Origin of the sequence: Tsuneonella sp. CC-YZS046 (assembly GCF_035581365.1) — a bacterium.
Classification (GTDB): Bacteria; Pseudomonadota; Alphaproteobacteria; order Sphingomonadales; family Sphingomonadaceae; genus JAWKXU01.
In genome coordinates this window covers 982,777-998,354 of sequence record NZ_CP141590.1, presented here as the reverse complement: position 1 = coordinate 998,354, position 15,578 = coordinate 982,777, and the positions used below count along the sequence as shown (strand labels likewise).

13 protein-coding genes are annotated in these 15,578 nt (G+C 64.0%); 2 read left to right on the top strand and 11 right to left on the bottom strand.

What is annotated here, in order from left to right; all coding sequences use genetic code 11:
• Positions 1 to 24 precede the first annotated feature (24 nt).
• Positions 25 to 1,416, top strand: a complete 1,392-nt coding sequence (locus U8326_RS05020; RefSeq protein ID WP_324742732.1) for a peptide MFS transporter — start codon at positions 25 to 27, stop codon at positions 1,414 to 1,416.
• On the opposite strand, the gene U8326_RS05015 is transcribed toward U8326_RS05020, so the two are convergent.
• From U8326_RS05015 to U8326_RS04975, 9 genes are all read right to left on the bottom strand, one after another.
• Complete coding sequence (locus U8326_RS05015; protein WP_324742731.1) at positions 1,408 to 1,779, bottom strand: tRNA-binding protein; 372 nt, start codon at positions 1,777 to 1,779, stop codon at positions 1,408 to 1,410. The genes U8326_RS05020 and U8326_RS05015 overlap by 9 nt on opposite strands.
• Positions 1,779 to 3,785: an acetyl/propionyl/methylcrotonyl-CoA carboxylase subunit alpha gene (locus U8326_RS05010; protein WP_324742729.1), complete on the bottom strand. Its 2,007-nt coding sequence runs from the start codon at positions 3,783 to 3,785 to the stop codon at positions 1,779 to 1,781. Before U8326_RS05010 ends, U8326_RS05015 begins: the two co-directional genes overlap by 1 nt.
• Positions 3,786 to 3,793: 8 nt before the next feature.
• Entirely contained in the window at positions 3,794 to 4,183 is a 390-nt protein-coding gene (locus U8326_RS05005) for a lysozyme inhibitor LprI family protein (RefSeq protein WP_324742727.1), read from the bottom strand.
• Positions 4,180 to 5,205, bottom strand: coding sequence for a biotin synthase BioB (gene bioB, locus U8326_RS05000; RefSeq protein ID WP_324743527.1), 1,026 nt, complete (start codon positions 5,203 to 5,205; stop codon positions 4,180 to 4,182). The genes U8326_RS05005 and bioB overlap by 4 nt, the downstream gene beginning before the upstream one ends.
• A gap of 2 nt (positions 5,206 to 5,207) precedes the next feature.
• Positions 5,208 to 7,376 (bottom strand): methylmalonyl-CoA mutase, encoded by a 2,169-nt coding sequence (gene scpA, locus U8326_RS04995; protein WP_416385512.1) that lies wholly within the window; start codon positions 7,374 to 7,376, stop codon positions 5,208 to 5,210.
• Positions 7,377 to 7,448: 72 nt separating this feature from the next.
• A complete protein-coding gene (gene mce / locus U8326_RS04990) occupies positions 7,449 to 7,886 on the bottom strand; it encodes a methylmalonyl-CoA epimerase (RefSeq protein ID WP_324742723.1) in 438 nt (145 codons plus the stop codon).
• The gene (locus tag U8326_RS04985; protein WP_324742722.1) at positions 7,886 to 9,067 is read right to left on the bottom strand and encodes an acetyl-CoA C-acyltransferase family protein; all 1,182 of its coding nucleotides are present in this window, start codon (positions 9,065 to 9,067) and stop codon (positions 7,886 to 7,888) included. Before U8326_RS04985 ends, mce begins: the two co-directional genes overlap by 1 nt.
• 46 nt (positions 9,068 to 9,113) lie before the next feature.
• Positions 9,114 to 9,545, bottom strand: coding sequence for a hypothetical protein (locus tag U8326_RS04980; protein WP_324742721.1), 432 nt, complete (start codon positions 9,543 to 9,545; stop codon positions 9,114 to 9,116).
• Positions 9,526 to 11,058 carry an acyl-CoA carboxylase subunit beta gene (locus tag U8326_RS04975; protein ID WP_324742719.1) on the bottom strand — a complete coding sequence of 511 codons (1,533 nt, stop codon included), beginning with the start codon at positions 11,056 to 11,058 and terminating at the stop codon, positions 9,526 to 9,528. Before U8326_RS04975 ends, U8326_RS04980 begins: the two co-directional genes overlap by 20 nt.
• Positions 11,059 to 11,178: 120 nt before the next feature.
• Between U8326_RS04975 and U8326_RS04970 the strand changes: the two genes are divergently transcribed.
• Positions 11,179 to 12,588, top strand: a complete 1,410-nt coding sequence (locus U8326_RS04970) for a helix-turn-helix domain-containing protein (protein WP_324742717.1) — start codon at positions 11,179 to 11,181, stop codon at positions 12,586 to 12,588.
• 12 nt (positions 12,589 to 12,600) lie between these two features.
• Here U8326_RS04970 and gorA read toward each other — a convergent pair whose 3' ends face one another.
• Positions 12,601 to 13,947: a glutathione-disulfide reductase gene (gorA, locus tag U8326_RS04965; protein ID WP_324742715.1), complete on the bottom strand. Its 1,347-nt coding sequence runs from the start codon at positions 13,945 to 13,947 to the stop codon at positions 12,601 to 12,603.
• A 19-nt stretch (positions 13,948 to 13,966) separates the two neighbouring features.
• On the bottom strand, positions 13,967 to 15,484 hold the full coding sequence (pgi, locus tag U8326_RS04960; protein ID WP_324742713.1) for a glucose-6-phosphate isomerase: 1,518 nt from the start codon (positions 15,482 to 15,484) through the stop codon (positions 13,967 to 13,969).
• Between the last annotated feature and the right edge of the window lie 94 nt (positions 15,485 to 15,578).

Here is a 15,578-nt window from a genome sequence, read left to right as displayed (position 1 = left end):
GCGACGCCCTTGGGCGACGGCCCGATGACCACCGCCCAAGCCGCTCCGGAGCTGGAGGAACGCCAAGACGCCGAGCGAAACCTCGACAAGAGCTTTCTCGGCCATCCGAAAAGTCTCGGCTATCTGTCGTTCACCGAAGCGTGGGAGCGCTTTTCCTATTACGGGATGCAGGCGCTTCTCGCGCTCTACATGACCAACGCCCTGCTCAAGCCGGAACGAGTGGGGAATGTGATCGGCATCGAGGCGCTGCGCCGGCTTTATGGCGGGATAGATGGACAGCCCTTCGCCTCGGCGATTTTCGGAACCTATACCGCCTGCGTCTATCTCACTCCGATTCTCGGCGGATGGATCGCGGACCAGCGGACCTTGCTGATCGGCGCGCTGACCATGGCGGCAGGCCATTTCCTGATGGCCTTCGACGCCAGCTTCCTGTTCGCGCTGCTCTGCCTGATCGTCGGCTCGGGCCTGTTCAAGGGCAACATCGCCAGCCAGGTCGGCGCGCTTTACCAGGAGGGCGATAACCGCCGTGCCGACGCATTCCAGATCTTCTATCTCGGGATCAATGCTGGGGTGATCGCCTCTCCGCTGATCGTCGGCACGCTAGGCGAGAAAGTCGGCTGGCACTGGGGCTTCGGCGCGGCCGGGGTCGGCATGCTGATCGCGATCGTCATCTTCCTGATGGGCCGCAGATACCTGCCACCGGAAACACCCCGATCGGATAGCACGGGCAAGCGCAAGGCCGCCGAATCCATGACCAGGCAGGACTGGCTCGCCACTGCGGCGCTACTCCTGCTGATCCCCGTCATGGCGATAGCGATCATGCCCAACAATCAGATATTCAATGCCTATCTGGTATGGGGCGACACCGCCTTCGATCTCACCTTTCGCGGAGAAAAGCTGCCGACGACCTGGCTGGTGACACTCGACGCGGTCGTTTCGGTCAGTTTCCTCGCGCTCGTGACCCTGTTCTATCGCTGGTATGGCAGGCGCTGGCGCGAACCGGACGAACTCACGAAAATCATCATCGGTTCCCTGTTTTCAATTGGCGGTCAGCTCTGTCTCGTCTCGGCAGCGGCGTTCACGCCTTCCGGCGAGAAGATCGGCCTGTTCTGGCCCGTGATGTTCCATGTGCTGAACTCGATCGGCTTCGCCCATCTGCTGCCGGTCAGCCTTGCCCTGTTCGCCCGATTGGCGCCGGCCCAGATCAGCGCGACCGTAATCGGCCTCTATTATCTCGCCTTCTTCGCCGGCAACGCATTGGTCGGCTGGGTCGGCGGCTGGCTGGAAACCATGCCAAAGCCGCAGTTCTGGCTGATGCATGCGGGCTTTGCGGCGGTTTCGGGGATCGCCTTCGCGCTTCTCAAGCTGCTGATGCCACGGCTCGTTCCAGCGCAGCCGGACAGGCGCTCAGAATAATCGGGCGCCGTCCGGCACGTGCTGATCGGGCTGGAACAGCACCACACGCCCTTCCCCATCCGCGAAACCCAGCGTCAGCACTTCGGACAAGGCCGGGCCGATCTGGCGCGGCGGGAAGTTGACCACCGCCGCAACCTGCCGCCCCAGCAAGGCATCGGGCCGATACAACGCAGCAATCTGCGCGCAGCTTCGCTTGATGCCGATCGCGGGGCCGAAATCGATCCGCAGCTTGAGGCTGGGCTTGCGCGCTTCCGGAAATTCCTCCGCAGCCACGATGGTCCCGACGCGGATGTCCACCTTCAGGAAATCCTCGAAGCCGATTTCATCCGCGCGCGGCGCGTTTGGATCGTGCAGCAGATGCATTATTCAAGTTCCAGAATCACCGCATCCACCCGAAGGCTCTCGCCAGCCTTGGCGTTTACCGATTTCACCACGCCCGCCTTTTCCGCGCGCAGGATGTTTTCCATCTTCATCGCCTCGACCACGGCCAGCGGCTGGCCGATCTCGACACGATCGCCTTCCCCGACATTCAGCGCGACCAGCAGGCCCGGCATCGGGCAGATCAGGAATCTCGAAAGATCCGGTGGCACCTTCTCTATCAGATGCCCGGCCAGAGGCGCGATATGCGCAGGCAGCACGCGAACGTCGTGCGCCGCCCCACGGGTGGTGAGCGTAAAGCCCATCCGTTTCATGCCGATCTTGACCGCCAGTTCCTCGCCGCCGACCTCGGCAACGACCAGCGGCTCGCCCGGAGTATAGGCCATGGAAAGATCCACAGCCTCGCTATCGACCTTGATCTCGTCCTCCGCGAGCGACACGATGCGCGCCGCATCGCCGATCTTCACCTGCCATTCGGCTGGCGGGTCGAGCGGGCCGTCCAGTTGCCCGTCGATATTGCGGGCACGATCTGCCAGCGCCGTCGCGAGGAACGCCGCGATGGCGGAAAGGTTGCGCAGCAGCGCGGCATCGGCCGGGGCGCCGGTGAACCCTTCGGGATATTCCTCGGCGATGAAGCCGGTCGTCAGTTCGCCGGAGCGGAACCGGGGATGCTGCATGATCGCGGAGAGGAAATCTATATTGTGGCCCAGCCCCTCGATCCGGAACTGGTCGAGTGCCGCGATCTGCTTGTCAGCGGCTTCATCCCGCGTTTCGCCCCAGGTAATCAGCTTGGCGATCATCGGGTCGTAGAACATGGAGACTTCGCCCCCTTCGGCTACGCCATCGTCCACGCGGGTGCCTTCCACGCCCCGGATGCCGCCTTCCCAACCGGGCACGGGGGAGTCATACCGCACGAGCCGGCCGGTGGAAGGCAGGAAGCCGCGATAGGGGTCCTCCGCATAAATGCGGTTCTCGATCGCCCAACCGTCGATCTTCACGTCATCCTGCGTCAGGCTCAGCTTCTCGCCCGCCGCAACGCGGATCATCTGCTCGACCAGATCGACCCCGGTGATGCATTCCGTAACCGGATGCTCCACCTGCAGGCGCGTGTTCATTTCGAGGAAATAGAAGCTCTCGCCCGTGGGGTCCGCGCCCGATACGATCAATTCGACGGTGCCCGCGCTGTAATAGCCCACGGCCTTGGCCAGGGCGACGCATTGCTCGCCCATCGCCTTGCGCATCTTGGGGGTGACGAAGGGAGACGGCGCTTCCTCGACCACCTTCTGATGGCGGCGCTGGATCGAGCACTCGCGCTCGTTCAGATAGATCACATTGCCGTGCTGGTCGCCCAGCACCTGGATTTCGATGTGGCGCGGATTGAGGATGAACTTCTCGATGAAGACGCGGTCATCGCCGAAGGAGTTCAACCCCTCGCGCTTGGTGGCCTCGAAGCCCTCGCGCACGTCCGTCTCGTTGTAGGCGAGGCGCATGCCCTTGCCGCCGCCGCCGGCGGATGCCTTCATCATCACCGGATAGCCGATCTCATCGGCGATCTTCACCGCATGCTCGGTATCCTCGATCTCGCCCACGAAGCCCGGCACGACATTGACGCCCGCCTCCTTGGCCAGCTTCTTGGATTCGATCTTGTCGCCCATCGCGGCGATGGCGTTCACGGGCGGGCCGATGAACGCGATGCCTTCCGCCGCGAGCTGTTCGGCAAAGCTGGTCCGCTCGGACAGAAAGCCATAACCGGGATGCACCGCCTGCGCCCCGGTCTGCTTGCAGGCCGCGATGATCCTGTCGGCGATCAGGTAACTTTCGGCAGCGGGCGAAGGGCCGATATGCACCGCCTCATCCGCCATGCGCACGAAAGGCGCGCGCGCATCGGCATCGGAATAGACGGCCACCGTCTTGATACCCATGCGGCGCGCGGTCTTGATGACGCGGCAGGCAATCTCGCCGCGATTGGCGATGAGGATCTTTTCAAACATCGGCATCCCTATTGCTCAATCAAGGAGCGCAACTGTTCCGTGCGCCGTTCAGTCAATGTGGTCTTGCATGTGCTGACGAGCAACGGCTCCATGGAGCCGCCGCGCGCCCAATATCCCTCGCTGGCGCATTGCCGGTCTCGATACGTCAGCCACGCGCGCTGCGCGGCAAGCAGCGTGTCGAAATGCCCGGGACGCTTATCCTGGGAGAAATCCCATTCCGCATCCCGTGCCTTCATGGCGCTGGCGGTCAGCTTCCATTGCTGGTTGAGAGCCGCATCCGCTTTCTCGAATTCCCGGGCCGCGCACCAGTTCATTTCCTGCTGGGCGACGGGATTGTCGCAATTCCAGTCAGGCATGCCCGACGGTGCGCCGGCCGCCAGGAAAAGCGCGACGATCACTCGGCAGGCTCTGGCACCGCGCAGCAGGACTTTTCGCGCTGCTCCGCCGGCATGCCCTTGAGGCCAAGGCGGGCGAACAGCTTCGCGTCATTGTCATCGCCGGCATTGGGCGCGGTCAGGAGCTTGTCGCCGGTGAAGATCGAATTCGCGCCCGCCAGGAAGCACAGCGCCTGGGTGCCGTCGGACATGCTCTCGCGGCCCGCCGAGAGGCGGACCATGCTCTTCGGCATGGTGATCCGCGCCACGGCCACGGTGCGGACGAACTCGATGTCGTCGATCTTCGCCAGCGGCGTATCGGCTAGCATGTCGCCCAGCGGTGTGCCCTTCACCGGCACCAGCGCATTGATCGGCACGCTGTCCGGATGCTCCGGCAGGGTAGCCAGCGCATGGATGAAGCCCACGCGATCCTCGCGCGTCTCGCCCATGCCCACGATGCCGCCGGAGCAGACATTGATCCCGGCCTTGCGGACATTGTCGAGCGTATCGAGGCGATCCTGGAAGCTGCGGGTGGTAATCACCTCGGCATAGCGTTCCGGCGAGGTATCCAGATTGTGATTGTAATAATCCAGCCCGGCCTCGGCCAGCATGTCCGCCTGCTTCGGGGTCAGCATTCCCAGCGTCATGCAGGTTTCCATGCCCATTTCGCGAACGCCCTTCACGATCTGGACGATGGCCGGCATGTCGCGATCCTTGGGATTGCGCCATGCCGCGCCCATGCAGAAGCGGGTGGAGCCATGATCCTTCGCCTGGGCAGCGGCCTGCAGCACCGCCTGCACGTCCATCAGCTTGGTCGCCTTCACATCCGTGTCGGCCTTCGCGGATTGAGAGCAATAGCCGCAATCTTCAGGGCAACCGCCGGTCTTGATCGAAAGCAGCGTGGAAAGCTGGACTTCATCCGGATTGAAATTCTCACGGTGAACCTGCGCGGCCCGGAAGACCAGCTCGGTAAAGGACAGGTCGAACAGTTCCGCAATTTCTTCACGGGTCCAGTCAACGCGCGTCATCGGCATCCTTTCGATCATATTCATTCCGCGGCCTCCGCCAGCTCGTCCCCGGCGGGCGGCATGTTGTGGCCCAGCAGGCGCAACACATCAGCCGCGCATTCGACCACATTCGAACCCGGCCCATAAATGCCCTGCACGCCCGCGTCTCGCAAAAATTCATAGTCCTGCGGCGGGATGACGCCACCGGCGATCACCTTGATGTCGGTGCGGCCCTGTTCGCGCAGCTTGCGGATCAATTCGGGGATCAGGGTCTTGTGGCCGGCGGCAAGGCTGGAAGCGCCCACCACATCGACCCCGCTCTCGAGCGCAAGGACGACCGTTTCATCCGGGGTCTGGAACAAGGGGCCGGACACCACGTCAAAGCCCATGTCGCCGAAGGCCGAAGCGATGATGTTGGCGCCCCGATCATGCCCGTCCTGCCCCATCTTGGCGACCAGCAGCTTGGGCTTGCGGCCGAGGCGGCGTTCCACCGCCTTCACCCCTTCGACAACCTGCACCCAGCGGCTGTCGCCTTCATAGGGGGCGGCATAGACCCCCTTCACCGGGGTCGGCACGGTGCCATAGCGATCGAAGCTCTCTTCCATGGCGGAAGAAATCTCGCCCAGCGTCGCGCGCGCGCGCGCGCATTCGACCGCCAGCGCCAGCAGATTGTTCTCGATGCTGGAAGGCTTGGCCGCTCCATCGCGCAGCGCCTGCAGCGCCGCCTGGCATTTCGCCTCGTCACGCTCCGCCTTCACCTTGTTGATGCGGGCGATCTGCGCTTCGCGGACCTTGGTATTGTCCACTTCGAGGGTTTCCAGCAGATCTTCATTCGCGAGGCGATATTTGTTGACGCCGACGATCACATCCTCGCCGCGGTCCACGCGGGCCTGCCGCGCGGCAGCAGCCGTTTCGATCATCGCCTTGGGCCAGCCGGCCGCCACGGCCTTGGCCATGCCGCCTTCGGCTTCGACCCGTTCGATGATCTCCCAGGCCCGGTCGACCAGTTCCTGCGTCAGCGCCTCGATATAGTAGCTGCCACCGAGCGGATCGACGACCTTTGTCATCCCGGTTTCTTCCTGGATGATGATCTGGGTGTTGCGGGCGATACGGGCGGAGAAGTCCGTCGGCAGGGCGATCGCTTCGTCCAGCGCGTTGGTGTGGAGCGACTGGGTGCCGCCCAGCATCGCCGCCATCGCCTCGATCGTGGTGCGCATGACGTTGTTGTAAGGGTCCTGCTCCGTCAGCGAGACGCCGCTGGTCTGGCAGTGGGTACGCAGCATCTTGGAGCGTTCGTCCTTCGCGCCGAGTTTGGTCATCACCCGGTGCCACAGCACGCGCGCGGCGCGCAGCTTCGCGATCTCCATGAAGAAGTTCATGCCGATGGCGAAGAAGAAGCTGAGGCGGCCCGCGAACTTGTCGATATCAAGCCCGCTGGCGACGCCATAACGGACATATTCCGCGCCGTCCGCGATGGTGAAGGCCAGTTCCTGCACCTGCGTCGCGCCCGCTTCCTGCATGTGGTAGCCGGAAATCGAGATGGAGTTGAACTTCGGCATCTCGCGGCTGGTGTAGCCGAAGATGTCCGAAATGATCCGCATCGAAGGCTCGGGCGGATAGATGTAGGTGTTGCGGACCATGAACTCCTTGAGAATGTCGTTCTGGATGGTCCCGTCGAGCAGCTTGCGGTCGACCCCCTGCTCCTCGCCCGCGACGATGAAGAAGGCGAGGATCGGGATCACCGCGCCGTTCATGGTCATGGAAACCGACATCTGATCGAGCGGAATGCCGTCGAACAGAATCTTCATGTCCTCCAGTGTGTCGATCGCCACCCCGGCCTTGCCGACGTCGCCCGTCACGCGCGGATGGTCGCTGTCATAGCCGCGATGGGTCGCAAGGTCGAAGGCGACCGACAGCCCCTTCTGGCCGGCGGCCAGGTTGCGCTTGTAGAAGGCGTTGGATTCCTCGGCGGTGGAGAAGCCGGCATATTGGCGGATCGTCCAGGGGCGGCCCGCATACATGCTGGCGCGCACGCCGCGCGTGAAGGGCGCGAAGCCGGGCAGGCCGGGATCGGTGCCGACATCCTCTGCCGTATAGAGCGGCTTTACGTCTATGCCTTCCGGGGTGTGCCAGGTCAGATCCTTGCCCTTGACCTCCTTCTCGGCCAGAGCCTTCCAATCGTCGATTGCAGGATTGTCACTCACGTCCATTCACTCCGTTCGGCTCTCACTTCATGGGCACAAAAGGCGGTTTGCCGCCCGTCGCCAAAACCGGCACCCTCGTCAATGCGCCTCTTGCGGGGTTTCCATGATTTCCGTCAGCATACCACCCATATCCTTGGGATGGACGAAAAAGATGAGCGTGCCATGCGCGCCGATGCGCGGCTCGCCCAGCACGCGCTTGCCCAGCGCCTCGAACTCCGCCCTGGCGGCGTGAATGTCGGGCACTTCGAAGCAGATGTGATGCTGGCCGCCCAGCGGATTCTTCTCCAGCCACTTGCCGACCGCCGAGTCCGCCTCGGTGGGCTGCAGCAATTCCACCTGGGTGCCGGCCGTGCCGTTCTCGCCGGGCGTATTGACGAAGCAGACCCGCACCTTCTGCGATTCCAGCACGAAAGGCTCGGTAATGTCGGTCGCACCCATCACATCGCGGTAGAAGGCGATGGAAGCGTCGAGATCGGGCGTGGCGACGCCGATATGGTTCATCCGGCCCAGCTTCATCAGACCCGCTCCACCACCATCGCAATCCCCTGTCCGCCGCCGATGCACATGGTGATAAGGCCATAGCGGCCGCCGGTGCGGTGGAGTTCGTAGACCGTCTTCACGGTCAGGATCGCGCCGGTCGCGCCGATCGGATGGCCGAGCGAGATGCCGGACCCGTTGGGATTGGTTCTGGCCGGATCGAAGCCCAATTCCTTCGCCACCCCGCAAGCCTGCGCGGCGAAGGCTTCGTTCGCTTCGATCACATCGATCTGATCGAGCGTGAGGCCGGCCCGCTCCAACGCAACCGGAACGGCCTTGACCGGCCCAAGCCCCATGAGGCTGGGTTCGACCCCCGCATGGCCCCAGCCCAGGATTCTGGCCATCGGCTTGAGCCCGAGTTCGGAAACCGCCTTGCCGCTCGCCAGCACGACCGCGCCCGCCCCGTCATTGATGCCGGAAGCGTTGCCGGCCGTCACCGTGCCGCCATCCTTCTTGAAAACCGGCTTCAACCCCGCCATCGCCTCCAGCGAGGCATCGGCGCGGACATGCTCATCCGTATCGAATACCGTCACCCCCTTGCGGGTCTTGATCTCGACCGGAACGATCTGCTCCTTGAAATAGCCCCCGGCAATGGCGGCGGAGGCCCGCCTGTGGCTCTCTACCGCGACCGCATCCTGCTCCTCGCGGGAAATGCCGCAGCGTTCGGCCACGTTTTCCGCCGTGATGCCCATGTGGACGTTTTCAAACGGGTCTTGCAGCGCGCCCAGCATGGCGTCATCGAAAACGAGATTGCCCATCTTCACGCCATTGCGCGCCGCGTTGGTCATGTGGGGAGCGTTCGACATCGATTCCGCGCCGCCGCCAATCGCTATCCGGTGTTCGCCCAGCGCAATCGCCTGCGCCGCCGACACGATCGCCTGCAGCCCGGAACCGCACAGGCGATTGACGTTCATGGCCGGAGCTTCAATCGGCACGCCCGCATTCACGGCCGCAACCCGGCTGACATAGACATCCTTGGGCTGGCTCGGCACCACCGTGCCGATCACCACGTTCTCGACCCTGTCGGGGGATATTCCGGCGCGGGCAATCGCTTCCCTGATTACTATCGCGCCAAGCTCGGCGGGACGGAGCGAGGCCAGCGAGCCGCCGAATGTGCCAATCGCCGTCCGCGCACCGCTGATGATATAAATATCTTCCACAATCGTTCCTTCTGAGTTTGAGCGCCGGAAGCGGCCCGGCTTGGTATCAGTAATCTATCCCCAATCGGCGATTGAGGTCATCCTTGCGCTTCTCGGCCTCGGCTTTTCTTCCTTCGATATCCCGGTCGATGCGATCCATTTCCGCATCGCGTTTCAAGGCGTCCAGATCCCGCTTCATCCTATCGCGCTCAAGCCGATCCGACAGATCGGAGAATGCCTGCCTCGAATTCGAGGAATCCGTGGCAATGGGCGGCGCCAGGCCGGTCGGGGATTCCCCGTTCCAATCCTGGTTTTCCTCCCAACTCCGGGCAACGGCATCATCTGCCGCATCGGCCTCCACATCTTCCAGCCCCGCGCGCAGATCCTCTACTTCCGACCGCAGCCTTTCCACCTCGGCCTCGCTGGCCCTGTCCGAGCAAGAGCCGAGCAATGCCAGGCAGGCAAAGGCAATGAACGGCTCAGAGCGGAATGTTGTCATGCTTCTTCCAGGGGTTCTCCAGCGCCTTGTTGCGCAGCTTGCGAAGCCCGAGGGCAATGCGGCGGCGGGTGGAATGCGGATGGATCACCTCGTCCACGAAGCCCTTGCTCGCGGCCACGAAGGGGTTGGCGAAGCGGTCCTCATATTCCCTGGTGCGCTGCGCGATCTTGTCCGGATCGCCCATATCCTTGCGGAAGATGATCTCCACCGCGCCCTTCGCCCCCATCACCGCGATCTCGGCGGTAGGCCAGGCATAGTTGAGATCGCCGCGCAGATGCTTGGAACTCATCACGTCATAGGCGCCGCCATAGGCCTTACGGGTGATGACGGTGATCTTCGGCACGGTTGCCTCCGCATAGGCGAACAGCAGCTTCGCGCCATGCTTGATGATGCCGTTATGCTCCTGGTCGGTGCCGGGCAGGAAGCCGGGCACGTCCACGAAGGTCAGGATCGGGATGTTGAAGCAGTCGCAGAAGCGCACGAAACGCGCGGTCTTCTTGGAGCTGTTGATGTCGAGGCACCCCGCCAGCACCATCGGCTGGTTGGCAACAACGCCGACCGTGCGCCCTTCCACCCGGCCGAAGCCGCAGATGATATTGGCGGCATGGGCTGGCTGCACTTCGAAGAAATCGCCCTCGTCCAGCGTCTTGCGGATGATCTCGTGCATGTCATAGGGCTGGTTCGCGTTGGCCGGGATGATCGTGTCCAGGCTGTCCTCGATCCGGTCCCACGGGTCCGAAGTGGGGCGCAGCGGCACCTCTTCCCTGTTCGACAACGGCAGGAAATCGAAGAAATCCCGAACCGACATCAACGCTTCGATGTCGTTCTCGAAGGCGATGTCGGCAACCGAAGTCTTGGTGGTGTGAGTGATCGCGCCGCCCAGTTCCTCCTGCGTCACCACCTCGTTGGTCACAGTCTTGACCACATCCGGGCCGGTCACGAACATGAAGGAGCTGTCCTTCACCATGAAGATGAAGTCGGTCATGGCAGGGGAATAGACCGCGCCACCGGCGCACGGCCCCATGATGACCGAAAGCTGCGGCACCACGCCGGAAGCCAGCACATTGCGCTGGAAGACCTCCGCATAGCCCGCAAGGCTGGCCACCCCTTCCTGGATGCGGGCGCCGCCTGAATCGTTCAGGCCGATCACCGGCGCGCCGACCTTCATCGCCATGTCCATGATCTTGCAGATCTTCTGGGCGTGCCGTTCCGACAGCGCGCCGCCATAGACGGTGAAATCCTGGCTGAACACGAACACGAGGCGGCCGTTGATCGTGCCCGATCCCGTCACCACGCCATCGCCGGGAATATGCTCCTCATGCATCCCGAAATCGGTGCAATTATGCTCGACATACATGTCATATTCTTCGAAGCTGCGCTCATCGAGCAGGACCTTGATCCGCTCCCGCGCGGTCAGCTTGCCCTTGGCATGTTGCGCGTCGATACGCTTCTGCCCCCCGCCCAGCCGCGCGGCGGCGCGGCGGCGCTCCATTTCCCCGACATTGGCGGACATTCAGGCCCCTCTCACGATCTGGCACTATAGCAGCGTGCGGCCATGACGAGGGCGAACAGCACTGTCCAGTGTTAACTTGCGAAGTTGCAAAGCCGCATTTTGCAAAATATCCTTGGAGCCATGTCGATCAGAAGGCGGATATTCGCAGGCCAGAGGCTGCGCGCGCTACGGATGATCCGCGCCCTGCGCCAATCCGAAATGGCGCAGCGGCTCGGCATCAGCGTGTCCTATCTTTCCCAGCTCGAAAATGACGACAGGCCGTTGAGCGACGCGCTGCTCGATCGCCTGGCGCGCGAATTTCCGCTGGATTGGCAGGATCTCGGCGCGGACAGCACCGAGAAGCGCCTGATCGCGCTGAGAGAAGCATCGGCGGACCCGCTGTTCGCCGAAGCGCTGGCGCCCGAACAGCTTGCCCGCATCGCGGAGCAGCAACCCGCCTTCGCCGAGCGCTTCATCGCCCTGCACGAAGCCTACCGCCGCACCGGCCAAAGGCTGGAGATGGTGGACGAGGCCCTGGCGGCGGACAATGCCGGCGGCGCGCGCCTGCCCTGGGAAGAAGTGCGCGACTGGTTCCACTTCGCCAACAATTACGTCGATCCGATCGACCGCGCGGCGGAGCGGCTGGCCAATCGCCTGAGACGCGGGCCCCCTTCTCCATCGGCCGAAGCGATGGAACAGCAACTCGCCGCAGGGTTTTCCGTGTCGGTGCTCTACCATACCGAAGGCGCGTTGCGCGAATTCGACGCGCAGATGGGCCATTTGCTGATAGATGCCGCGCAACCGCCGGAAACCCGGCGCTTCCAGCTTGCGCACCAGCTTGCCGCGCTTGCGCTGAAGGCGGAGATCCTGTCGGTCGTAAGCGAAGCCGCGCTGCGCAGCGCCGCCGCCCGTCAATTGCTGTTCGTCGGTCTGTGCAATTATGCCGCGGGCGCGATCCTGATGCCCTATCGCCTGTTCCGGGACGAGGCACGGCGGATGCGCCATGACATAGACCGGCTCGCTCTCATCTTCGGCACCAGCTTCGAGCAGACCTGCCAGCGCCTTTCCACCTTGCAGCGCGCCGATGCGAGAGGAGTGCCGTTCTTCTTCTGCCGCGTGGACATGGCCGGCAACATCACCAAGCGGCATTCCGCCACCCGGCTGCAATTCGCCCGTTTCGGCGGCGCGTGCCCGCTGTGGATCGTGCATGAGGCGGTGGCGATCCCCGACCGTATCCTGGTCCAGCTTGCGGAAACGCCCGATGGGGTGCGCTATGTCTCGATGGCCAAGGGGCTGGTCAAGCCTTCGGGCAGCTTCGACCGGGCGCCGCGCCGCTATGCCGTGGCGCTGGGCTGCGAAGTTTCCCACGCCGACGAGTTCGTCTATGCTGCGGGGCTGGACCCCGACACCCCGCACCGGGTCGACAGGATCGGCATTTCCTGCCGGCTGTGCCCGCGCACCGATTGCGACCAGCGCGCCTTCCCGCCCAACGATCGGGCGATCCTGGTCGACCCGGACAAGCGTGAGGTCGTTCCTTACAAGATCGCCTGAACCGCAAGGCCCTCAGCGCATCAGCACCAGTTCCTCGGCCATGGAGGGATGCAGCGCCACCGTGGCGTCGAAATCCGCCTTGGTCAGCCCCGCCTTCACCGCAATGGCGGCCGCCTGCAGGATTTCCGGCGCTTCCGGGCCGATCATGTGCAGGCCTACCACCCGGCCGGTCGTGTCATCCACCACCATCTTGTAAAGTCCGCGCTCCGCCCTGTCGGCGAATATGTTCTTCATCGGCCGGAAATCCGACGAATAGACCCGGATCTTGCCGAGCTTGTTGCGCGCATCGCCTTCGGTCAGCCCCACCCCCGCCAGTGGCGGATGAGAAAAGACCGCGCTGGGGATGCAGTCGTAATCGACCTTGGTCGGCTTGTCGCCGAACAGCGTGTCCGCGAAGGCCTGCCCTTCCCGGATGGCCACCGGGGTAAGCTGCACCCGGTCGGTCACATCGCCGACCGCATAGATGCTGTCGCAACTGGTCTTGCCGTGATCGTCCACCGCAATCGCGCCATTCCTGCCCAGTTCCACCCCGGCGCTTTCCAGCCCCAGCCCCGCCGTGTTCGGCTTGCGCCCGGTCGCGACCAGCACGGCATCGGCTGGAATCGGGTCGCCCCGCCCGGCATGGACCTGGAGCGTGCCGTCCTCGTCCTTCTCGATCCGCTCGAACGGGGCATTGAGCTTGATGTCGATTCCCCGCGCCATGGAGATCTGGACCAGCCTGTCCACCAGAGCGCGGTCATAGCCGCGCAGCAGCGCCTCGCTCCGGTTGCAGAGCGTTACCTGGCTGCCCAGCGCATTGAAGATGCCCGCGAATTCCATGGCGATATAGCCGCCGCCGATCACCACGAGGCGCCTGGGCAGTTCCTCCAGATGGAACATCTCGTTGGAAGAGACGGCATGTTCGATCCCCGGCACATCGGGCATGGCGGGCCAGCAGCCCACCGCGATCAATATATATTTCGCGCTGATCTCCCGGCCGCTCGCCAGCTTGACGCTGTTCGGCCCGGTGACGGTCGCACGCTCCAGAAAGCGCTCGACCCCGTTGTTCTCCAGCGTCTGCGTGTAAAGGCCGTTGAGCCGGTCCACATCACGCAACACATGATCGCGCAGCTTCGGCCAGTCGAACGACATCCTGCCGATGGTCCAGCCATAGTTCTGCGCGTCTTCGAGGTCTTCCGCGAAGTGAGAGCCATAGACCAGCAGCTTCTTGGGAACGCAGCCCCGGATCACGCAGGTCCCGCCCACCCGGTATTCCTCCGCCACCGCAACCTTCGCGCCATGCGCCGCGGCGACCCGGCTGGCGCGGACCCCGCCGGAACCGGCGCCGATGACGAAAAGGTCGTATTCGTATTCCGACATTCAATTATCCTTTCTCGCCTCAGGCCAGCCCCGAGGCCGCGAGCAAAGCTGCGGTGCTGAGGTCGAAAGTTTCTCCGCCCCGGTCGATCTTGCGGGCGATTTCCTTGCCCAGCTCCACTCCGAACTGATCGAAGGGATTGATCCCCATCAGCACGGCGCTGGCGAAGGTGCGATGTTCATGGAACGCGATCAGCGCGCCCAGCGTGGCCGCGTCGAGATCGTCGCACAGGATGGTCGCCGATGGGCGGTCGCCCGGATAGGACCGCGCCGGATCGCCGCTCGCCTTGCCCGCCATCAGCGCCGCGCCCTGCGCAAAGCAGTTCATCAGAAGAATGCGATGATGGGCCGGGTCGAGGCCGTCGCCCGGCGCGATCGAGGCGATGAAATCCACCGGCACCAGATGCGTGCCCTGATGCAGCAGCTGGAACACCGCGTGCTGCGCATCCGTGCCCACCCCGCCCCAGGTGATCGGCGCGGTGGCCGCGGAAACGGGCTGGCCATCGGCGGTCACGCCCTTGCCGTTCGATTCCATCTCGAGCTGCTGGAGATAGGACGGCAGCAGGCGCAAACGCTCGTCATAGGCGAACACCGCGCGGGTCTGGCAGCCCCGCAATCGCGTGTAATAGAGATCGGCGAAGGCCGCGCGCAGCGGCAGGTTGGCCGCGCCGTCATGGTCCAGAAAATGCCGGTCCATCGCCGCCGCGCCTTCCAGCATGGCATCGAATTCTTCCCAGCCCACCGCCAGCGCGACGGGAAACCCGATGGAGGACCACAGCGAATAGCGCCCGCCGACCGTTTCGGGAAAAGGCAGGATGCGGGTTTCGTCCACGCCCCATTCCACCGCCTTTTCCGGGCTGGCGGTGAGCGCCACCACCCGGCCGCCCGGATCGTCGACCCCGCCGTCACCCAGCCATTTGAGCACGCTTTCGGCATTGGTCATCGTCTCGATCGTGGTGAAGGTCTTGGACGCCACCGCCAGCAGCGTGGTCTGCGGATCGCAGGCGGCAAACGCTTCTTCCAGCGCGCAGCCGTCGACATTCGAGACGACATGCACGTCCACCAGCGCAAGATCGCGCGCCAATGCATCCACCGTCATCGCCGGACCGAGCGCGGAGCCGCCGATTCCGACATGGATCAGGTGCCTCACCTCCCCCAGGGCGCCGTCATGAATCGCTTCCACCAGCAGCTTCATGCGCTCGTGCAGCGCCTGCGCTTCCTCGACGCTGCTGTCCCTGCCGAGGCCGCGCTGCGCGATGTGCTCGGCCGCGCGGCCTTCCGTGGGATTGACGATATCGCCCGCGAACAATGCCGCCCGGGCGGCGGCGAAGCCGGCAGCCTCGGCCAGCACCTCGAAACCGGCCAGCAGTTCCCCGGTCAGATGGGTCTTCGACCAATCGAAGCGAATCCCGCCGCCCTGCGGCAGGTCGAACCGCGCGGACAACAGGGAAAGGCGGTCCGGGTCGTGGAAAAGCTCGGCCAGAGGAGGAGTGCGGTAGAGCCCGAGCTGGTCCCACGCCGCCTTCGCCCTGTGATTCATGCCGGTCCTTTCCGATCCGCGCGGATCGCCTGAGAGAGCCAAGTCCTATGCCCGTTCGGACGCATGACGCAATGCCCGAACCAGGTTTAAGGTT